Here is a 20,478-nt window from a genome sequence, read left to right as displayed (position 1 = left end):
GGCGTCCCGCGCCGCGCTAGACGGCGCGGCGGCGGACAGGCGCACGCTCAGACCGGACGCCGAACCCTGAGCGCCGCCGGCCGGCCACGGCGCGAACACCACCAGCCCATGCACCGCCAGCGACAGCGACAGGCCCAGCAACAGGCGGTCGCCGCCGGACAAGCGCCGGCCCGGCCGCGCCGTCATCGCCGCCCGCCAGGCGCGACAACGGCCTGCCCCGGCGTCGCGCGGACGCAGGAACAGGCCGTGGAAACCGGCTTAGCGGCGCATGTCTTCATGCGCTCACTTGGCGTTGAGCAGCTTCTCGATATCGTCGCCATCGATCGCGCCCGGCACCAGCTGGCCGTTGGCGAAGATCAGGCCCGGGGTGCCGGTGATGCCCAGCTTCTCGCCCAGTTGCTGAATCTTCTCCAGCGGAGTGTCGCAATTGTCCGGACCGGTCAGCGGCTTGCCGTCAAGCATGAAGCCGGACCAGGCCGCCACTTTGTCCGGCGAGCACCAGATCTGCTTGGACTTGCGCATCGCGTCCGGGTGCAGCTGGCTCAGCGGGTAGAGGAAGGTGTAGATGGTGACGTTGTCCAGGTTCTTCAGGCCTTCGCGCTCCAGCTTCTTGCAGAACGGGCAGTCCGGATCGGAGAACACCGCCAGCTTGCGCTCGCCCTTGCCGCGCACTTCCTTCAGCGCGTACTCGAACGGCAGCGACTTGAAGTCCACCTTGTTCAGCTCGGCCATTTTCTTCTCGGTCAGGCTTTCCTTCTTCACCGCGTCGATCAGATCGCCGACGAAGAGATAGCTGGCATCGGCGTTGGTGTACACCACCTGCTTATTGTCCACCACCACCTCGTAAATGCCCTTCACCGGCGTGGCGGTCACCGCCTTGACCGGCTTGCCCGGGAAGCGGCCTTCAAACGCTTTCTTCACGTCGCCGGCGTTGCCGCTGCCGGCGGCTTGCGAGCAAGCGGCCAGCGCCATCATCAGGGAGGCGCCCAGCGCCAGGGACTTCAGGTTTTTCTTCATCAATCTTTACCCTTAAAAAAGGAGGTTCAGTAACCAATCGCCTGGCGAGCGAATTGCCGCTTCAAAGGCTTCAGGCAATTGGTCAGATTCAAACCGGCGTTGCGCAGCCACGGCAGGCCCGGCGCCTTGGCCTGGAACAATTGGAACAGGCCGTCGCAGCCCAGCTGCATGGTTTTCACCGCTTCGCGCCGCTGACGCTCGTAACGGCGCAGCAGCATCCAGTCGCCGGCGTCGCGCTCGCCGGCCAGCAAGGCCGCCAATTGCGCCGCGTCCTGGAAGCCCAGGTTCACGCCCTGGCCGGCCAAGGGGTGCACGGTATGGGCGGCGTCGCCCACCAGCACCACGCGCTCCGCCGCCACCCGCTCCGGCTGGATCAGCCGCAGCGGAAACGCCGCAGCGGGAGTGAGGACGGCCAACTCGCCCAAGGCCCGTCCTCCGGCCGCGGCCACCGCCGCCGCCAATTGCTCCGGCGGCAGCGCCAGCAAGCGCTCGGGATCAGAAGTTGACCACACCATGGAAATTCGGTTCCCGGCCATGGGCAGCCAGGCCAGGATGCTGTCGCCGGTGAACCATTGCCGCGCCACGCCGCCGTGCGGGCGCTCGCAGTCGAAATTGGCCACCACTCCGCTCTGGCCGTAAGGCTTGACGCTGGCGTCCAGGCCGGCCTGCTCGCGCACCCAGGAGTTGGCGCCGTCGGCGCCGGCCAGCAAGGCCGCGCTCAGCCGGCGGCCGTCTTCCAGCTCCAGTTCCGCGCCGAGCGCGTCGGCGCGCAGCGTCAGCGGCTTGACGCCGGCCAGGCAATCGACGCCGGACGCCGCCAGCCGCCGCCACAGCGCGGCCAGCAGCCAGCGGTTCTCGGCGATCCAGGCCAGCGCCGGCTCGCCGGCGTCGCTGGCGGCGAACTCGATGCGGCCGCCGGCGTCGCCGCGCACGTCCATCGCTTCGATCGCGCCCAGGCGCTCGGCGCCGGGCCAGGCGTCCAGGCTCTCCAGGAAGCGGCGGTTGGCCGGGCTCACCGCGTAAATGCGCGCATCCCAGCCCTGGTCCAGGCCCTCCAACCGCGGCGGCCGCCCCTCGAGCAAGGCCACCCGCTTGCCGGCGCGGTCCAGCGCCAGCGCCAGGCTGGCCCCCACCAGGCCGCCGCCCACCACGATCACGTCGTACTGCAATGCCTTCACGCTCGCTCCCCCGTCAAACGCCGAACACCAGATGGCTAGCGAACTTGCGCCGCAGCGGCGGCAGCGCGTCCAGCGCGCTGAGGCCGACGCTGCGCATCGCGCTGACCACCGGGTGGTGGCCGTCGAACAATTTGATCAAACCATGTGTGAAGCCCACCACCGCGTGACTGTCCACCCGCCGCGCCGCCGCGTAGGCCGCCAGCGCGGCGGCGTCGCCGGGGTCGGCCGCGCCGGCCAGCGCCGCGCTGAGGCCGGCCGCGTCGCGCAGGCCCAGGTTCAGGCCCTGAGCCGCCACCGGATGCATGGTCTGCGCGGCGTTGCCTATCATCGCCACCCGGCCGCTGACCACGCGGTTGAGCTGCTTCAGCGCCAGCGGGAACGCCGCGCGCGGCCCCACGCTCAGAATACGGCCCTGACGTTCGCCGAAGGCCTGCTGCAAGGCGGCGGCCACCTCGGCTTCGTCGGCCGCCTGCAGGCGGGCGGCGTCCTCGGCGCTGCGGGTCCACACCAACATATAAGCGTCGCCGTGCGGCAGCAGGGCCAGCGGCCCGTCGTGGGCGAAGCGCTCATAGGCCACGCCCTGGGGCGGCAATTCGGTGCGCACCTCGGCCAGCACCGCGCACTGCCGGTAATCGTGGCTCAGGCGTTTGACGCCAGGCAGGCTTTCCGCCAGCGCGCCGCCCTCGGCCATCACCGCCAGCCGGCAGCTCAGCAGGCTGGAGCCGGCGTCGGAGTCCACCGTCACCACCGCGTAATGGCTGAGACTCTTAACCGCCCGCACCCGGCGCCGCCACAGCACGCGCACGCCGGCGCGCTCCAGCGCGCCGCCCAGCGCCGCCACCAGCGCCGGATAGTCCACCACCGCGCCCAGGTGCGGCAGGCCAACGTCCTCGCCCTGCAACAGGGTGCGGCCGCAAGCGCCTTGCTGCGACACGTGCACGCTGTCGATCAGCGAGGCCGGCAAGTCCTCGGGCCAGGCGCCGGCTTCGCGCAGCAGCTCGCGGCTGTGCCAGGACAGCGCCAGCGCGCGCGCGTCGCGCACCGCCTCGTCGCGGCCGCGCGCTTCCACCAGCGTCACCTCGCGACCGGCGCGCGCCAGCCGCAGCGCGGCCAGCGCCCCGACCGGGCCGCCGCCTATGATCACCACGTCCGCATGTTCATTCGTCTGTTGCTGCATTCTGTTTCCTCCTGTTCCCTCGGGACCCAGGCTCCGGACACTCAATTCTCGTTCATCAGCGCTTCGATCTCGTCGATGCGCTTGGGCACGCCGCCGGTATAGACCTCGCAGCCCTGCTCGGTGATCAGCACATCGTCCTCGATGCGCACGCCGATATGGTGCAGCGCGGCCGGCACCCCGTCGGCCGGGCGGATGTACAAGCCCGGCTCCACCGTCACGCACATGCCGGGCTGATAAGCGCGCCACAGGCCGTTGCGCTTGCGCGCGCCGACGTCGTGCACGTCCAGGCCGATCAAATGGCCGATGCCGTGCATGTAGAACTGGCGGTAGGCGCCGGATTCGATCACCCCGTCCACGCTGCCCCGCAGCAGCCCCAGGTCCAGCATGCCCTGGGCCAGCACCGCCAGCGCGGCGTCGCCGGACGCGTTCCAGGGCACCTTGGGCCCCAACGCGGCGATGGCCGCCGCCTGCGCCGCCAGCACCACTTCGTAAACGTCGCGCTGCGGGCCGCTGAAGCGGCCGTTGATCGGAAAGCTGCGGGTGATGTCGCCGGCGTAGCCTTCCAGCTCGCAGCCGGCGTCGATCAACAGCATCTCGCCGTCGCGCAGCAGGCCGTTGTTGGCGCAGTAATGCAGGGTGCAGGCATTGGCGCCGCCGGCGACGATGCTCTCGTAGGAAGGCTGGCGCGCGCCGCGGCTGACGAAGGCGTGCAGGATTTCCGCCTCGATCTGGTATTCATGCAGGCCGGGCCGGGTGGCGCGCATCGCCTGCACGTGGCCGGCGGCGGAAATCTCGCCGGCGCGGCGCAGCAGCGCGATCTCGCTGTCGTCCTTGATCAGCCGCATCTCGTCCAGCAGCGCGTGCACGTCGCCGTAACAGCTGGGCGCCGGCGCGCCGTGGTAGGCGCGCTGGCGCAGGCTGTCCAGCCAGCCGTTGACGCGCGCGTCGAACTTGGCGTCGCGGCCCAGGCTCCAGCACAGCCGGCCGCAGCCGGACAGCAGTTCCAGCATCCGCGCGTCCAGCTCGGCGACGGGATAGGCCTCGTCGAAACCGAAAGCCTCGGCCGCCGCCTGCGGGCCGTGGCGAAAGCCTTCCCAGATTTCCATGTCCGGATTCTTGTCGCGACAGAACAGGATGGACTTGCCGCTGCGGCCGTCCAGCACCAGCACCGCTTCCGGCTCGGCGAAGCCGGTCAGGTAGAGGAAATGGCTGTCCGGGCGATAGGGATAGAAATTATCGGCGTTGCGCACCGCTTCCGGCGCGGTGGGCAGCACCGCGACGGCGTCGCCCAGGGCGGACAGCAGGCGGGCGCGGCGTGCGGCATGAGGCGTGGGCATGGCGGAATCCAGGCAAGAGACCGGCGCGGTCGTAAAAGCGGCAGTTTACACCGCCGCCCGCGCCAACCCAAGCCCCGCCGGCGCGCCTCAGGTGGCGGCGGACAGCATCCACTCATGCGCCGGGTCGTTGTGGAAGCGCCATTCGCGGCGCGGCCCGGCCATCACGTTGAGGTAGTAGGACTCGTAGCCGTGCGGCACGCACACCGGGTGGTAGCCGCGCGGCACCAGCACCACGTCGCCGTCCTCCACCGCGTGCGACTGGTCCAGGTCGCGCTCGTCGGTGTAGACGCGCTGGAACACGAAGCCCTGCGCCGGGCTCACCCGGTGGTAATAGGTTTCCTCCAGCAGGCTTTCCGCCGGCAGCGCGTCGCGGTCGTGCTTGTGCGGCGGATAGCTGGACGAATGGCCGGACGGGGTGCGCACTTCCACCACCAGCAGGCTGTCCGCCTCCGCCTGCTGCGGCAGGATGTCGGTGACGTAGCGGGTGTTGGCGCCGTGCCCGCGCACGCTCTGCGCCATGTCCTGCGGCCGGATCAGCCGCGGCGGCCGGCTGAGCGGCCGGCCCGGCGCCGAGCACAGCGCCACTTCGGCCGCGCCGCGGGCGACGATGCGCAACGGGCAGCCAGCGGGAATATAAGCCGCCCACGGCGCTTGCCCGTCAAACACCCCGGCGCGGCCGCCCACGCCCGGCCAGCGCTGCTCGCCGGCGACGATGTCGACGACGCCGGCCAGCACCACCACGCAACATTCCCGTTCCGCCTGCAGCCAGTCCTCGGCCTCGCCGTCGGCCAGCCGCAAGGCGCGGAAACCCACGTGGCGCCAGCCGGCGGAGGCCGGCGTCACGTCGGCGGCAACGCGGCCGGCCGCCGCTCTGACGCGCAAATCAGGCTGGCTCATGCGCAGCTCCTTTCCGGCTCGCCGGCGCGGATGCTGGCCACCAGGCCGGCCAGCGTGCGGAAGCCCAGTTCGGCGTAGCGATAGCTGGGCGCCACCACCGGGTCCTGCTCCGCCTCCACCACCAGCCAGCCGCGATAATCATGCTCGGCCAGCGTGCGCAGCAAGGGTTCAAAATCGATGGCTCCGTCGCCGGGCACGGTGAACACGCCGTTGAGCACCGACTCCAGGAAGCTCCAGCCGCGGTTGCGCGCCAGCCGCGCCACCTGCGGGCGGATGTCCTTGCAATGGACGTGGACCACGCGGTCGATATGGCGGCGCAGCACCGTCAGCGGTTCGCCGCCGGCGAAGGCGATGTGGCCGCTGTCGAACAGCAGGCCCACTTCCGGCCCAGTGGCCGCCATCAGCGCGTCCACGTCGTCCGGGGTTTCAACGTAAGCGCCCATGTGATGGTGGTAGGCCAGCGTCAGGCCGTGGCTTTGCAGATGGCGGCCGAAGGCGTTCAGCCGCTCGCCGTAATCGCGCCATTGCCGCTCCGAGCGGAAGCGCGGCCGCTGGCTCAGCGGCCGCGGCTGGCCCTGTATCGCCTGGGCCACCTCGCCGTAGACCATGACCCGGCAGCCGCTGGCGGCCAGCAGCCGCAAATGCGGCTCCACGGCGGCGATTTCCGCGTCCACACTGTGCTCGGCCAGCCGGCCGGAATGCCAGCCGGACACGCATTGCAGGCCGTGCGGCGCCAGCGCCGCCGCCAACGCCTCCGGCTGGCGCGGGAATTTATTGCCCAGCTCAAAACCGCGGTAGCCTATGGCCGCGCCTTCGGCCAGCGCCTGCTGCAGCGGGATTTCGCCGCCCAGCGATGGCAGGTCGTCATTGCTCCAGGAGATCGGGTTGATGCCGATTTTCACGTCGAATGCATGCATTGCGCTGTTCCCCGCTATTCGTATTGACGCCGGCGCAGCCGGTCTTGGTATGCCTGACGCGCGGCGCGCACCTCGGCCCGTTCCGACACTTCCGGCACCGCCACCTCCCACCAGCAGCCGCCGGCCTCGGTGGTGCGCGCCGGGTCGGTGTCGATCACGATCAGATAGCTGCGCTCGGCGGCGCGGGCGCGAACCAGCGCCGCCTCCAGGCCGGCGATGTCGGCCACGTGCTCGGCCTCGGCGCCCAGCGCGCGGGCATGGGCGGCGAAGTCCACCCGCGGCGCGCCGTGGCGGCCCTGGCGACAGTCTTCCAGCAGGTTGTTGAACGGCGCGCCGCCGCAGGCCTGCTGCAAGCGGTTGATGCAGCCGTAGCCGCGGTTGTCCAGCAACACCACGATCAGCTTATGGTCCAGCATCACCGAGGTGGCCAGCTCGCTGTTCATCATCAGATAACTGCCGTCGCCCACCATCACGATGACTTCGCGCTCCGGCCGCGCCATCTTCACGCCCAAGCCGCCGGCGATTTCATAACCCATGCAGGAATAGCCGTATTCCAGGTGGTAGCCGCCCGGCGTCGCCGCGCGCCACAGCTTGTGCAGCTCGGCCGGCAGGGTGCCGGCGGCGCAGACCACGATGTCGTCGCGCTCGGAGCCGGGGTGGCGCTGCACCGCGCCTATCACCTCGCCGTCATAAGGCAGACAAGGCAGGCCGTGAGGCTGGCGCTGGCCGGTAACGCGCGCCGTCTCCGCGCGCCAGTCCTCGGCCAGCACGCGCGCCTCGGCGCTCCAGCCGGCATCGGCGCGCCAGCCGTCCAGGCGCGCCGACAGCGCGTCCAGGCATAGCGCGGCGTCGCCGGTCAGCGCCACGGCGTCGGCCTTGATCCCGTCCAGCGCATTGACGTTGACGCTGAGCAGCCGCGCCTGGCGGAACAATTGCTGGGAGCCGGTGCTGAAGTCCTGCAAGCGGCTGCCCAGCGCCAGCACCAGGTCGGCCTGTTCCGCCAGCCGGTTGGCCGCCGGCGAGCCGGTGACGCCGATCGCGCCCAGTTGCAGCGGGTGGTCCCAGGGCAAGGCGCTCTTGCCGGCCTGGGTTTCGGCCACCGGCGCGCCGTGGCGCTCGGCGAAGGCGCGCAAGGCCGCCGCGCCGCCGGCGCTGTACAGCACGCCGCCGCCGGCCACGATCAGCGGCCGCCGCGCGGCGGCCAATGCCTGGGCCGCTCGCTCCAGCGCGTCCGGCTCCGGCGGCGGCGCGGCGATGCGCCATAGTCGCGGCCGGAACCAATCGGCCGGATAGTCCCAGGCCATGGTCTGCACGTCCTGCGGCAGCGCCAGCGTGGCCGGCCCGCATTGCGCCGGATCGGTCAGCACCGCCAGCGCGCGCGGCAGCGCCGTGAGCAGCTGCGCCGGGTGGACGATGCGGTCGAAATAGCGCGACACCGGCCGCAGGCAGTCGTTGACCGACAGCGTGCCGTCCTGCGGCGCTTCCAGTTGCTGCAGCACCGGGTCCGGCGCGCGCGACACGAACACGTCGCCGGGCAAGAGCAGCAGCGGCAGCCGGTTGACGTGGGCCAGCGCCGCGGCGGTGACCAGGTTGGTGGCGCCGGGGCCGATGGAGCTGGTCACCGCCATCATCCGGCGGCGGAAATGGGCTTTGGCGTAAGCGATGGCGGCATGGGCCATGCCCTGCTCATTGTGGGCGCGCCAGGTGGGCAGGCTGTCGCCGGCCTGCTGCAGCGCCTCGCCCAGGCCGGCGACGTTGCCGTGGCCGAAGATCGCCCACACGCCGGCGAACAGCGCTACTTCCTCGCCGTCCAGCTCCACCCGCTGCGCGGCCAGGTAGCGCACCAGCGCCTGGGCCATGGTCAAGCGAATCGTGCTCATCGCGCGCCCTCCTCGCTGAGCGCGCGGCCGGCCGCGCCGCGTTCCTCGCGCCACACCGCCACCAGCTCGGCGAAACGCGCGCCGGCCTCGGCCACCAGGCCGGCGTCGTCGACCTCGCCGGCCAGCCAACGCTCGGCCGGCCGCTGGAACAGGCTGCGTCCCACCATGAAGCCGCGGCAGCTGCGGCTAGCGCGCGCGGCGGCGAAACCGCGGCGCAGCGTGTCCAGCGGCGCGTTCAAGCCCAGCAGCACCACGCCGCGGCAATAGGGGTCGCGCTCGGCGATCAGCGCGTCCAGCGCCGGCCATTGTGCGGCGGCGGGAGGCTCCAGCTTCCACCAGTCCGGGTAAATGCCCAGGTTGTACAGGCGCTTGAGCGCGCGATAGACGGTGTCGTCGGCGCGCGGCAAATCCTTGGCCGGGATGATTTCCAGCAGCAGTTCATGGCCGCTGGCCTGGGCGGCGTCGTAGAGCGCGCGAATCTGCGCCTCCTGCTCCAGCCGGTTGTCCAGCGCGTCGTCGGGGTGGTACTGCACCAGGCATTTGATCACGTGCTCGCGCGGCCAGGCGGCCAGCGCGCCGGCCATCGCCCGGCCCTGCTCGAACACCAGCGGATTGGAGCCGGGCAGCTCCACCGGCCGCCCCACCCACCAGCCGCGGCCGGTGGCGGCGTACAGCGCGTCGGCGCCGTAGCGCTCGTCTATCAGCACCCCCACCCGCCCACGCAGGCCCAGCCGCTGCTCGACGCCGGCCACCGCTTGCACCAGCAGCTGTTTCAAACGCGGCAGCCGCGCTTCGTCCGCGCCCGCCGCGCGCGCCAGCTCGAAGAACTGGCTGCGGTGGTCAAAGGCGAACACGCACAACTCGTCCCAACGCGGCCGCGCCGCGCTGACCCGGTGCAGCCGGCTCAGCGCCGCGTCCTCGCCCGGCCGCCGCGTCGGCGCGGCCAGAAAACGTTCCAGCTCGGCCGGGGTCGGCATCGCCGGCGCGCAGCCGTGGCGCGACACCACCAGCGCGCCGCAGGCGTTGGCGCGGCGGCAGCATTCGGCGTAGTCGCCGCCGCGCAGCCAGGCGGACAGGAAGCCGGCCAGGAAGGCGTCGCCGGCGCCCAGCACATTCATCACCTCCACCTCCGCGCCGGTCACGCTGAAGGCGTCCTCGATCCGCGTCGGCACCGTGCCGGGAATCACCGCGCAGCCCAGGGGGCCCAGCTTGACCACCAGCACCGCCCGGCTCAGCGCGCGCACTCGGGCCAAGGCCGGCATCAGTTCGGCCTCGCCGCCGGCGATCAGGAATTCTTCCTCGGTGCCGACGATGAGGTCGAACTCGGAGAGCAGGCTCTGCAAATGGGCGCTGACCTCGGCGCTGGCTATATAGCGGGTTTCGCCGTCGCCGCGGCCGGCCAGGCCCCACAGCACGGGCCGGTAATCGATGTCCAGCACCGTGCGCGCGTCGTGGCGGCGCGCGTATTGCAGCGCGCGGCGGCTGGCCGCTTCCACCCCGGGCCGGGACAGATGAGTGCCGGTGATCAGCAAGGCCTGGCTGCCGGCGATGAAGTCCTCGTCTATGTCGTCGGCGCTGAGCGCCATGTCGGCGCAGTTTTCGCGGTAGAACAGCAAGGGAAAGCTGTCGCGGTCCTTGATGCCCAGCAGGGTCAGACCCGTCAGCCGCTCCGGGTCCACCTTCACCTGGCTGACGTCGCAGCCTTCGGCGCGCAGGGTGTTGAGCAGGAAACGGCCCATCTGCTCGTCGCCGACGCGGGACAGCATCGCCGACTTCAAGCCCAGCCGGGCCGCACCGAAGGCGATATTGGCGGAGGAGCCGCCCAGATATTTGGCGAAGCTGGCCGCGTCTTCCAGCGGCGCGCCCAGTTGCTGCGCGTACAGATCCACCGCCAGCCGGCCCAGGCAGACCAGGTCGCGGTCGCGGCCGCTGGCGAAACGGGTGGTGTTTTGCATGCTAGATCTACCTTTCAGATATGGACGCCGTCCAGCTCGGCCATCAGTTTCTGCATTTCCGCGCCGCCGGCCATCATGTCCAGCACCTCCTCCTTGCTGACCGCGTCCTTGGCGTAGGTGCCGAGCGAACGGCCGCGATTGAGCAAGGTGAAGCGGTCGCCTATCGGATAGGCGTGGTTGACGTTGTGGGTGATGAAGATCACCGAGATGCCCTTGTCGCGCGCCTTGGAAATCAGCTTGAGCACATTGACGCTCTGCTTGACGCCCAGCGCGGCGGTGGGTTCGTCCAGGATCAGCACCCGCGCGCCGAAGTAAATGGCGCGGGCGATGGCCAGACACTGCTTCTCGCCGCCGGACAGCGTGCCTATCGCCTGATGCGGATCGCGGATGTGGATGCCCATTTCCGCCAGCTTGTCGCGCGCCACCTCGCCGGCCAGCTCCAGGTCCAGCACCGGCAGCAGGCCCAACCATTTCTTCATCGGCTCGCGGCCCAGGAAGAAATTGCGCGCCACCGACATCAACGGCACCAGGGCCAGGTCCTGGTAGACGGTGGCGATGCCCAGATCCAGCGCCTGGCGCGGCGAGTCGAAACGCACCAGCTGTCCGTCCACCCGGTATTCGCCGCCGCTGGGCCGGTGCACGCCGGCCAGGGTCTTGATCAGCGTCGATTTGCCGGCGCCGTTGTCGCCCAGCAGGCAATGCACCTCGCCGCGGCGCAATTGCAGGTCCACCTTCTGCAAGGCGATCACCGAGCCGAAGGTCTTGCTGACCTGGTCCAGCTCCAGGATGTAGTCGTCACGCGATTTCATATTCGACTCCTTGCGGCCCGCGGCCGGGCTTGTTCGGCGCAGCGGCCGCGGCAAAACGCGCCGACGCGGACAATGCATTGAGTACGGCAAGGAGGCGCAACGCGGCCGCAGGGATTTTGCCGGTCGTGACCATCATTTGGCCTCCGTGACGCGGCGTCTGACATAGTGATTGAACAACACCGCCATCAGCAGCATCAGGCCGAGGAAGACGCGGAACCAGTCGGAGTTGATATTGGTGTAGGTGATGCCGATCTGCACCACGCCGAAGATCAGCGCGCCGACGCAGGCGCCCACCACCGAGCCGTAGCCGCCGGTGAGCAGACAGCCGCCTATCACCGCGGCGATGATGGCCTCGAACTCCTTTTGCAGGCCGCGGTCGGCGGCGGCGGAGCCCACGTCGCACACTTGCAGCACCGCGAACAGGCAGGCGCAGAAGGCGGTGAACATGAACAGGCCTATCTTCACCTGCTTGACCGGCACCCCCACGTTCTTGGCGGCGTTGGCGTCGCCGCCGGCGGCGAAGATCCAGTTGCCGATCCGGGTGCGCGCCAGCACGAAGGCCGCGATCCCCGCCAGCGCCAGCCACCACAGCAGCACCTTGGGCACGCCGGCCGCCGCCGCGCCGCCGTCCGGCAGGGAGGCGATGGCGCCGATGCCGGCCAGCCAGTGGAACAGGCCGCCGCCGACGTGGCCGACGAACAGCCATTGCGCCAGCGGGTCCGCCGCCGCCAGGTCGCCGACGCCGCTGACGATGGTGCGGTTGGCGAACAGGATGGACAAAGCCAGCGTCAGGCCGCGCAGGATGAACAGAAAGGCCAGGGTGACGATGAAGGACGGCAGCCGGGTCTTGAGCACCAGGTAGCCGTTGAGCCAGCCCACCGCCAGCGAGCCGGCGAAGGCGAACAGGATGGCCAGCCAGAACGGCCAACCGAAATACAGCGGCGGGATCGCCACCATCATGCCGGCGAAGCCTATCATCGAGCCCAGGCTCAGATCGAACTCGCCGGCTATCATCAGCAGGCAGGCGCCGATGGCGATGATGCCGAGATAGGCCGCCACCTGCGACCAGTTGACGATGCCGTCCACCGCGAACATGCCGGAACCGCCGGCGCCGACGCCGAACACCGCGAACACCAAAACCGCGCCGGCGACGGCGGCGAATTCCGGCCGTCCCATTAGCCGGTCGAACAGCGACAGCCGCCGTACTCTTTCATCGTCGCCGGGCGGCGCCATGCGGATGCCCGCGGCCTTGCCCGGACTGGCCTTGCTCATGCTCATTGCTCTGCTCCTCGCCCCGGGCGGCCGATAATTCCGCGCCGGGCGTCAGATCCATCGGAAAACGGCGGCTAGCGGTACTGCCCGGCGTATTTCTCCACCTTGGCGATATTGTCCTTGGTGACGAAGCCGGGGCCGGAGTTGATGTGGCGGCCCTTGTAGAGGGGCGCCAGCCCGTACTCCTTCAGCCTGGCCTGGAATTTGGGATTGGCCTTGAGCGCGGCCTCCACCTTGACCGGGTCCGTGGTCTTGTCGCGCTTCATGATGGCCAGCGCCGCCACCGGGATATAGCCCTGCAGATAGGGCTGCTGGTCGATGGCGAACTTGACGGTGCCGTCCTTGATCGCCTTGGAAATGTCCTCGGACAGATCGAAGGTGGCGAAGTAGAGCTTGCCGGCCAGGCCCATCTTCTTCACCGCCTTGATCGTCGGGCTGGCCGAAGTCGGCCCCAGCGTCAGCAGCGCCTGGGTGCCGGGGTTGTTGCGCAGATAGGCGCTGACCTTGCTTTCGATGCCGGTGGGGTCGTCGCCGGCGTCCAGCGTGGACTTGCGCACATCGGCGCCGATGGCGTCGGCGAAACCCTTGCAGCGCTCGAAGGAGGCCGGATTGGTGGCGTAGTGGTTGACGCAGAGGAAGGTCTTGATGCCGGCGGCCTTGGCCTGCTTGCCGGAATCGAAGCCGGCGTCGTACTCCGGCTGGCCGACGTGCAAGGCCGCGCCCAGGCTCTCGCTTTGCTTGACGGTGCCGGAGTTGATGGTGATCAGCGGGATCTTCTTGGCCACCACCTGGCCCAGCGGCCGCTTCAGCACGTCGTAGTCGGCGATGCTGGCGATCACGCCGTCGTAGCGCCGCGCCGCCGCCTGCTCGATCAGCCGCGCCATGTCGGCCAGATCGCCGTTGGGCGGATTGCGGTAATCCACCTGCACGTTGAAATCCTCGCCAGCCTGCTTGATGGCGTTCTTGATGGTGTTCCACCAGGCGTCGGAATCCGGCGCGTGGCTGACCAGCACGAAACGGGCATCGGTCGCCAAGGCCGGCTGGGCCAGCGCGCAGAGCGCCAGCGCCGCCGCGGGCAATGCCCGCTTCCACTTGCACTTCCAGGATCGCTGCTGCATCTCTCTCCTCCTTATTCTCCGCCGGCCCATCGTGGAGCCCGCTATGGTGTCGACCGCGGCCGCATCGGCGCCGGGCGTGAAATCACCTTAAGAGCTTTCGCTCTACTCTGCAAATAATTTTCCAAAATTGATTTTCAATAGAAAAATATTTTCGAACATCAACACAAAACGTATACTGGCCAAAACCTTAGGAAAGCCCGCCCATGGCCAACACCGCTCCCGCCGAAGAATTGATGCAGCGCATCGCCGCCGAGTACGACACGCTGAGCAAGCAGCTGAAAGTGATTGCCGGCTATGTGGAGCGGCACCGGGGCACGCTGATGCTGCAACGCATTACCGACATCGCCCAGGCCTGCGAGGTACAGCCCTCGGCCATCGTCCGCTTCGCCCAGCGCTTCGGCTTTGCCGGCTTTTCCGAAATGCAGGCCGTGTTCCGTGACGCATTTACGCCACAGGGCGCGCCGCAGCCCAATTACCGGCAGCGCATCCAGAGCCTGATCGCCAACCGCGACGAGCAACGCTCCGCCGCCGGCATGACCCGCGACTTCATCGCCGCCTGCCAGCAAGGCCTGCAAGAGCTGGACGCCACGCTGGACGAGGCGCAGCTGGAAGCGGCGGTGGAGCTGCTGTTGAACGCCGACAACATCTACGTGGCCGGGGTGCGGCGCATGTTTCCCATCGCCTCCTACATCGCCTACGCCTTGCAGCACACCGCCAAGAAAGTGCATCTGCTGTCCGGCCTGGGCGGCATGTTTCCGCAGCAGATCCGCAGCATTGGAGAACAAGACGTGCTGATCGCCATCAGCTTCCAGCCCTACGGCAAGGAAAGCCGTTATTGCGCGCGGGTGGCGGCGCAGCACAAGGCCAAGCAACTGGTGATCACCGACAGCCAGCTCAGCCCGCTGGCGCGCGGGGCCGACGCGGTATTGACGGTCAGGGAAGGCTCCGCCTTCGCCTTCCGTTCGCTGACCAGCACCATCTGTCTGTGCCAGGCGCTGTTCATCGCGCTGGCCTGCCGGCTGGAGCTGAACATAGAAGAAACCAAGGAGACTGGAGGATACGATGATTGACACAGCGCTGTTCGGGGCCGGCCGCATCGGCAAGATCCACGCCGCCAACCTTGCCCGCCTGTCGGGCATGCGGCTCAAATACGTGGTGGACAGCCACGCGCCGGCGGCGCGGGAGCTGGCCGCCGCCCACGGCGCCGAAGCCTGCTCCGCGGAACAGGCGCTGGACGATCCGGCGGTGCGCGCCGTTGTCATCGCCGCCAGCACCGACACCCACGCCGAACTGATCCTGGCCGCCGCCGCGCGCGGCAAGGCCATCTTCTGCGAAAAGCCGGTGGACCTGGAGCTGGAACGCGCGCGCCAGTGCGCGCAAGCGGTGGCCGCGGCCGGCGTGCCTTGCCTGATCGGCTTCCAGCGCCGCTACGACCCCACTTTCGCCGCGCTCAAGGCCAGGCTGGCCACCGGCGAGATCGGCGCGCCGGAAATGCTGATCGTCACCAGTCGCGACCCCGGCGCGCCGCCGCTGGACTATATCCGCCGCTCCGGCGGCATCTTCAAGGACATGCTGATCCACGACTTCGACATCTGCCGCTGGATTCTGGACGACGAAGTCCTCAGCGTGCACGCCAGCGCCAGCGCGCTCAGCGACCCGGCCATCGCCGCCGCCGGCGACGCCGACAGCACGGCGGTGACGCTGCGCACCCGCCAGGGCCGGCTGTGCCAGATCAACACCAGCCGCCGCGCCGCCTACGGCTACGACCAGCGCTTCGAAGTGCTGGGCAGCCGCGGCATGCTGCAGGCCGGCAACCACCGCCCCACCGAGGTCACCGCCTACGGCGAGCGCGCGGTGGCCGCCGACCTGCCGGAGCCCTTCTTCCTGGAACGCTACCGCCAGGCCTACGCCGCCGAGATGGCGCACTTCCTGGAAGTCATCCGCGACGGCGCCGCGCCGCTCACCACGGTGGAGGACGGCGTGCGCGCGCTGGAGCTGGCCGACGCCGCCACCCGCTCCTGGCGGCTGGGTCAGGTCGTCGAATTGGGGTAGAGCCTGTAACGGGCTTGTTATCAGCGGGTTGCAGCATCGTTAATACAAAGGAAGCCGCGTATTCGATGCGCCCCGGGTCCCTTCAAGACTGCCGTCGGGTGGCAGGCCCGAGGTCTTAAGCGGCTGCTTGTTCGAGCAGCGCGACGTTAGCGCGCCATCACTGAGCGAATCAAAGATTCGCACGTAGAGAGTTCAGCCGCGCCTCGGGCCTGGATATTTTGAACAGGCTGTTAGAACCTGCTCAAAGTCTCGCGAGCAAGGGCGAGACAAGGCGAAAACGGCAGAGGAAGCGGAATTTACAAGTGGTAAATGAGCATTCCGAAGCCGTTTTCAACGCCGTATCGCCGAAGCGCAGCAGACTTTGAACAGATTCTTAGATCAAGCAGAGCCAGGAGGCTTTATATGTCTACATTGAACCTCGGCGTCGTCGGCCTGGGCCGGCTGGGCCGCCGCCACGCGCTCAATCTGCGCGACCGCATCGCCGGCGCGCGCGTGATCGCCGCCTGCTCGCCGCTACAGGAAGAGCGGGACTGGGCGCGGCGGGAGCTGCCCGACGCCGCCGGCCACGCCGCGCTGGAGAGTCTGCTGGCCGAACCGGGACTGGACGCGGTGCTGCTGGCCACGCCCACCGCGCTGCACGCCGATCAGATCATCGCCTGCCTGGACGCCGGCAAACACGTGTTCTGCGAAAAACCGCTGGCGCTGAACCTGGACGATTGCCTGCGGGTGGAGCGCGCCGCCGCCCGCCGCCCGGAGCTCAAGGCCATGGTGGGTTTCGTCCGCCGTTTCGACCCCAGCTACCAGGACGCCGCCGCCAAGCTGGCGCAGGGCCTGGTGGGCCAACCCTATCTGCTGCGTTCGCAAACCTGCGACCTCAACGACGACAGCGGCTTCTTCGTGCAGTTCGCGCCCGGCAGCGGCGGCATCTTCATGGATTGCAGCATCCACGACATCGACCTGGCGCGCTGGCTGCTGGGCTCGCCGCGCCCGCTGCGGGTATGGGCCAGCGGCGTCAACGCGGTGCACGGCGCGCTGGCGCAATACGGCGACGTGGACAACGGCGTGGCGATGTGCGAGTTCGAAGGCGGCAAGCTGGCCTGCTTCTACGCCTCGCGCACCCAGGCGCACGGCCATGAGACGCTGACCGAGATCTTCGCCACCCAGGGCCGGCTGAGCGTGGGCGTCAATCCGCGCGCCAACCGGGTGGAGATCAGCGACCGCCACGGCGTGCGCAATGAGTGCGTGACGGACTTCTACCAGCGCTTCGCCGAAGCCTTCGCGCTGGAGCTGCAGCACTTCGTCGACGCCGCGCGCCTGGACCAGCCGCTGGCCTTGAGCCTGGCCGACGCCCGCGAAGCCACCCGCATCGGCCTGGCCATTACCGAGGCCTTGCGGACCCGGCAGGCGGTGGAGTTGTAGAACCTGTTTACGATCTGCTGCGCGTCGGCGATACGGCGTTAAAAACAAGCTCAAAATGCTCATGTACCACGTGTACATTCCGCTTTTTCGCTCATTTTCGCCTTGTCTCGCCTTAGCTCACGAGATCGTAAACACATTCTAATACCTGTTCACGCTCTGCCGCGCGCCGGCGGGAGCAAGGAAGAAAGACGTGAAAACGGCTTGCCTCGCGGTCGCCGCAAAGGTGTGAGCACCTTCAAAACTACCGCGCCGGGGGGCTTGCCGCCGGCGCGGCGATACCCTATCGTCCTACTCCTTTCAGCCAAAACAAAACCATGGCGATGCCGATGAACTGACCGGCTTTCATCACGCCGACATCCGCGCATCCGATCATGGCGTCGCGCCAACGCCCGTTGCGAACTCATATAAAAGGAGAACCCATGTCATTCGCTTGCAAACCCCTGCTCGCCGCCGTCGCGCTGGCCATCGGCCTGGCCGCGTCCGCCCAGGCCGCCGACAAGATCGTCATCGCCCACCGCGGCGCCAGCGGCTATCTGCCGGAACACACGCTGCCGTCCAAGGCGCTGGCCTACGCCCAGGGCGCGGACTACCTGGAGCAGGACCTGGTAATGAGCAAGGACGACAGGCTGATCGTGCTGCACGACCATTACCTGGACCGCGTCACCGACGTGGCCGAACGCTTTCCCGAGCGCGCGCGCAAGGACGGCCGCTATTACGCGATCGACTTCACCCTGGCCGAGATCAAATCGCTGCGCTTCACCGAAGGCTTCGACATCGACAAGGGCGTCAAGCGTCAGAGCTACCCCGGCCGCTTCCCGATGGGCAAATCCGATTTCCGCATCCACACCTTTGAAGAGGAAATCGAATTCATCCAGGGCCTGAACCACTCCACCGGCCGCGACATCGGCATCTACCCGGAAATCAAGGCGCCGTGGTTCCACCGCCAGGAAGGCAAGGACATCACGGTGAAGGCGCTGGAAGTGCTCAAGCGCTACGGCTACACCGGCAAGAACGACAAGGTCTATCTGCAGTGCTTCGACTTCAACGAACTGAAGCGCATCAAGACCGAGCTGATGCCCAAGGCCGGCATGGACCTCAAGCTGGTGCAGCTGATCGCCTACACCGACTGGCAGGAAACCTTCGAGCAGAACGCCGCCGGCCAATGGGTGAACTACAGCTATGACTGGATGTTCCGTCCGGAAGGCATGAAGGAGATCGCCAAGTACGCCGACGGCATCGGCCCGCAGTACCCGATGCTGATAGACAAGACCTCGACGCCGGGCAAGATCAAGCTCACCGGCATGAGCCGCGCCGCGCACGCCAACGGCCTGGTGATCCACCCCTACACCTTGCGCAAGGACGCGCTGCCGGCCTACGCCAAGAATATGGACCAGCTGCTGGACGCGGTGTACAACCGCGCCCAGGTGGACGGCGCCTTCAGCGACTTCCCGGACCTGGCGGTGAACTTCCTGCGCACTCAGAAGCAGCACCGCTAAGCCCGCCGTCGGGCCGGCGCGGGCTAGTCTTGCCCGGAGCCGGCCTCATCCACTTGCTCCCGCCACCACGCCGGCTTGCCGTCCGCGAAAGCATGGGCGGCTGGCGCCAGCTCGGGCGGGTGGCAATCGTCCAGCCCGCCCAACAGCAAGGCTATCGTCGGCGCGTCGTCAACCGCGCCGACGGAGCTGCCGCAACGCGCGCAGAAGGCCCGGCTGGAATACGCCGACGAACGATACACGGCGGGCGCGCCCCCCGGCCCGGTCCACTCGACGCGATCGCGCGGGAACTCCAGCCAGACCGCGCTCAGCGCCCCGGTGTGCCGCTGGCAGTTCTTGCAAGAACAGGCATGCGGATTGTCCGCCGGCGCGGCCGCCCGAAACCGGATCCAGCCGCACAGGCATCCCCCCTGATAATGCTTTGTCGTCACCGCCACCCCCATCTCCTCGCTCATTTCGCGCCAGCGCGGAATCAAGCCTCAAGTTTCCGCCGAGCGCGCCGAAAATATGGCCATACTGAGGGACTGGCATCCCTCCGCATTGTTGCGCCCATAGGCGCGACCAACCACAAGCATGCATGGCTTCCGTGCCTACACGCCCTTTATCGCTTAGGAGCGCAACATGTCCGTCAATCCCGTGAATAGCCAGGTCGGCGCCGACCTTCCGCTGAAACAAAGCGGCCAGAGCGGCGCCGCCGCGCAAACCGGCAGCAGCACCGTCACCGCGCGCAATCAATTGAACGCGCAGCTGGTGGCCAATCTGGACGTCTCCACCAACACCGACGGCAAATCGCTGTCCCTGCTCTACCGCACCGCGATCGACAGCATCAATCAGATCCTGTCCGACCAGCTGAACGCCAGCGGCGGCGGCGCCGCCGACGACGCGCAAGGCGCCCAGGGCGCGCAGCAAACGCCCAATATCCTGCAGCAGAAGTTGAGCGAGGACAATTCGCCGGAAGGCACCTCCCAGCGCATCCTGTCCGGCGCGCTCAGCTTCTTCAGCACCTACGCCAAGCAGCACCCGGAGCTGAGCCAGGAAGATCAGGCCAAGAATTTCGTCGACATCGTGCGCGGCGGCTTCGAAAAAGGCTATGCCGAGGCCGTGGACATCCTCAACGGCCTCAAGGTGTTCAACGGCAATATCGCCGACGAAATCAAGAAGACCCGAGATCTGGTCAACAAGGGCTTCGACGATTTCGTCGCCAGCATGAAGCCCCAGCAGCAGAGCGACGCCGCCGCCGCCAGTTGACGGCTATCGGCCCTTGCATCAAATTTTGTTTAAACTTCATAAAACGATAAATTAAAAATAAAGTTTCCGCCGGCCGTGCCGAAAATAGGGCATGGCCGGGGAAGCGAAACCGATACAGACCGCGTTTCCGGCCGAACGCCGCCAGCCAGACCGGCGGCACGCTCGCAAGGAGACCGTCATGCCCATCCTGCCCGTTACCCTGACCCAGGCCGGCCGCGCCGCCGGACACCAGCTCTCGCATCAGGAGCGCGGCGGCAAACAAGACCGCCAGCGCGAGCCCGCCGCCGCCGCCGTCCAACCCGCCGCCGACAGCCGCTTTTCCGCCGACAAGCAATTCCTGGACCTGTTCCACCACGCGGTGATGGACCCGCTCAGCTGCGCGCTGGACCTGCCGCTGATGGGCAAGGACCCGCTGACCGGCCTGGGCCTGGAACACAATCCCGGCTACGCGGCGGAACGGATCGTGCGCGACTTCTACCAGCTGTTCGCCCTCTACCGCCAGCAACACCCCAAGCAATCGCCGATGCAGCAGCTGTTCATCTTCCTGGCCGTCGCGCGGCAAAGCCTGGACTGCGGCTTCAATGAAACCCACCAGGTGCTGGAAAGCCTGAACATGCTGCACCTCGCCTACCACGAGCTGGTCTCGGCCAAGGAACAGGTGACGGTGGCGCTGATCAACTTCGGCCAGCCGCCGGCCTAGCCAAACGCT

At 68.2% G+C, this 20,478-nt stretch carries 20 protein-coding genes; 6 read left to right on the top strand and 14 right to left on the bottom strand.

Annotated features, from left to right (window positions below):
* The 13 genes from JW897_RS20880 to JW897_RS20820 all read right to left on the bottom strand — a co-directional run.
* Positions 1–186: hypothetical protein (locus JW897_RS20880; RefSeq protein ID WP_205467490.1), on the bottom strand; the 186-nt coding region annotated here is incomplete at its 3' end.
* 96 nt (positions 187–282) lie between these two features.
* On the bottom strand, positions 283–1,017 hold the full coding sequence (locus JW897_RS20875) for a DsbC family protein (protein WP_048415747.1): 735 nt from the start codon (positions 1,015–1,017) through the stop codon (positions 283–285).
* A 26-nt stretch (positions 1,018–1,043) separates the two neighbouring features.
* Positions 1,044–2,195, bottom strand: a complete 1,152-nt coding sequence (locus tag JW897_RS20870) for a UbiH/UbiF family hydroxylase (protein ID WP_205467489.1) — start codon at positions 2,193–2,195, stop codon at positions 1,044–1,046.
* Between the two features lie 13 nt (positions 2,196–2,208).
* The gene (locus JW897_RS20865) at positions 2,209–3,372 is read right to left on the bottom strand and encodes an FAD-dependent oxidoreductase (RefSeq protein ID WP_048415745.1); all 1,164 of its coding nucleotides are present in this window, start codon (positions 3,370–3,372) and stop codon (positions 2,209–2,211) included.
* A 41-nt stretch (positions 3,373–3,413) separates the two neighbouring features.
* Positions 3,414–4,709, bottom strand: coding sequence for an aminopeptidase P N-terminal domain-containing protein (locus tag JW897_RS20860; protein WP_048415744.1), 1,296 nt, complete (start codon positions 4,707–4,709; stop codon positions 3,414–3,416).
* An 87-nt stretch (positions 4,710–4,796) separates the two neighbouring features.
* Complete coding sequence (iolB, locus tag JW897_RS20855) at positions 4,797–5,606, bottom strand: 5-deoxy-glucuronate isomerase (RefSeq protein ID WP_205467488.1); 810 nt, start codon at positions 5,604–5,606, stop codon at positions 4,797–4,799.
* A complete protein-coding gene (iolE, locus tag JW897_RS20850) occupies positions 5,603–6,523 on the bottom strand; it encodes a myo-inosose-2 dehydratase (protein ID WP_205467487.1) in 921 nt (306 codons plus the stop codon). The genes iolB and iolE overlap by 4 nt, the downstream gene beginning before the upstream one ends.
* Positions 6,524–6,537: 14 nt before the next feature.
* The gene (gene iolD, locus JW897_RS20845; RefSeq protein ID WP_205467486.1) at positions 6,538–8,403 is read right to left on the bottom strand and encodes a 3D-(3,5/4)-trihydroxycyclohexane-1,2-dione acylhydrolase (decyclizing); all 1,866 of its coding nucleotides are present in this window, start codon (positions 8,401–8,403) and stop codon (positions 6,538–6,540) included.
* Positions 8,400–10,358: a bifunctional 5-dehydro-2-deoxygluconokinase/5-dehydro-2-deoxyphosphogluconate aldolase gene (locus tag JW897_RS20840; protein WP_205467485.1), complete on the bottom strand. Its 1,959-nt coding sequence runs from the start codon at positions 10,356–10,358 to the stop codon at positions 8,400–8,402. Before JW897_RS20840 ends, iolD begins: the two co-directional genes overlap by 4 nt.
* 14 nt (positions 10,359–10,372) lie before the next feature.
* Positions 10,373–11,167, bottom strand: coding sequence for an ATP-binding cassette domain-containing protein (locus tag JW897_RS20835; RefSeq protein ID WP_205467484.1), 795 nt, complete (start codon positions 11,165–11,167; stop codon positions 10,373–10,375).
* Positions 11,154–11,303 carry a hypothetical protein gene (locus tag JW897_RS20830; RefSeq protein ID WP_205467483.1) on the bottom strand — a complete coding sequence of 50 codons (150 nt, stop codon included), beginning with the start codon at positions 11,301–11,303 and terminating at the stop codon, positions 11,154–11,156. Before JW897_RS20830 ends, JW897_RS20835 begins: the two co-directional genes overlap by 14 nt.
* On the bottom strand, positions 11,300–12,445 hold the full coding sequence (locus JW897_RS20825) for an ABC transporter permease (protein ID WP_240352314.1): 1,146 nt from the start codon (positions 12,443–12,445) through the stop codon (positions 11,300–11,302). The genes JW897_RS20830 and JW897_RS20825 overlap by 4 nt, the downstream gene beginning before the upstream one ends.
* A gap of 68 nt (positions 12,446–12,513) precedes the next feature.
* Entirely contained in the window at positions 12,514–13,557 is a 1,044-nt protein-coding gene (locus JW897_RS20820; RefSeq protein ID WP_205467482.1) for a sugar ABC transporter substrate-binding protein, read from the bottom strand.
* Positions 13,558–13,760: 203 nt separating this feature from the next.
* Between JW897_RS20820 and JW897_RS20815 the strand changes: the two genes are divergently transcribed.
* From JW897_RS20815 to glpQ, 4 genes are all read left to right on the top strand, one after another.
* On the top strand, positions 13,761–14,627 hold the full coding sequence (locus JW897_RS20815) for a MurR/RpiR family transcriptional regulator (protein ID WP_205467481.1): 867 nt from the start codon (positions 13,761–13,763) through the stop codon (positions 14,625–14,627).
* Positions 14,620–15,609, top strand: a complete 990-nt coding sequence (iolG, locus tag JW897_RS20810; protein ID WP_205467480.1) for an inositol 2-dehydrogenase — start codon at positions 14,620–14,622, stop codon at positions 15,607–15,609. The genes JW897_RS20815 and iolG overlap by 8 nt, the downstream gene beginning before the upstream one ends.
* 402 nt (positions 15,610–16,011) lie before the next feature.
* Entirely contained in the window at positions 16,012–17,028 is a 1,017-nt protein-coding gene (locus JW897_RS20805; protein WP_205467479.1) for a Gfo/Idh/MocA family oxidoreductase, read from the top strand.
* Positions 17,029–17,447: 419 nt separating this feature from the next.
* The gene (gene glpQ, locus JW897_RS20800) at positions 17,448–18,524 is read left to right on the top strand and encodes a glycerophosphodiester phosphodiesterase (RefSeq protein WP_205467478.1); all 1,077 of its coding nucleotides are present in this window, start codon (positions 17,448–17,450) and stop codon (positions 18,522–18,524) included.
* A 23-nt stretch (positions 18,525–18,547) separates the two neighbouring features.
* Here the strand turns inward: glpQ and JW897_RS20795 are convergent, their stop codons facing one another.
* Positions 18,548–18,997 (bottom strand): GFA family protein, encoded by a 450-nt coding sequence (locus tag JW897_RS20795; RefSeq protein WP_205467477.1) that lies wholly within the window; start codon positions 18,995–18,997, stop codon positions 18,548–18,550.
* A 145-nt stretch (positions 18,998–19,142) separates the two neighbouring features.
* Between JW897_RS20795 and JW897_RS20790 the strand changes: the two genes are divergently transcribed.
* Both JW897_RS20790 and JW897_RS20785 read left to right on the top strand, forming a co-directional pair.
* Entirely contained in the window at positions 19,143–19,769 is a 627-nt protein-coding gene (locus JW897_RS20790) for a DUF5610 domain-containing protein (protein ID WP_205467476.1), read from the top strand.
* A gap of 178 nt (positions 19,770–19,947) precedes the next feature.
* Positions 19,948–20,469 (top strand): DUF5610 domain-containing protein, encoded by a 522-nt coding sequence (locus JW897_RS20785; RefSeq protein WP_048415731.1) that lies wholly within the window; start codon positions 19,948–19,950, stop codon positions 20,467–20,469.
* Positions 20,470–20,478: the final 9 nt, after the last annotated feature.

It is taken from the genome of Chromobacterium alkanivorans (assembly GCF_016937655.1).
GTDB lineage: Bacteria > Pseudomonadota > Gammaproteobacteria > Burkholderiales > Chromobacteriaceae > Chromobacterium > Chromobacterium alkanivorans.
This window is presented reverse-complemented; position numbering and strand designations above follow the sequence as displayed.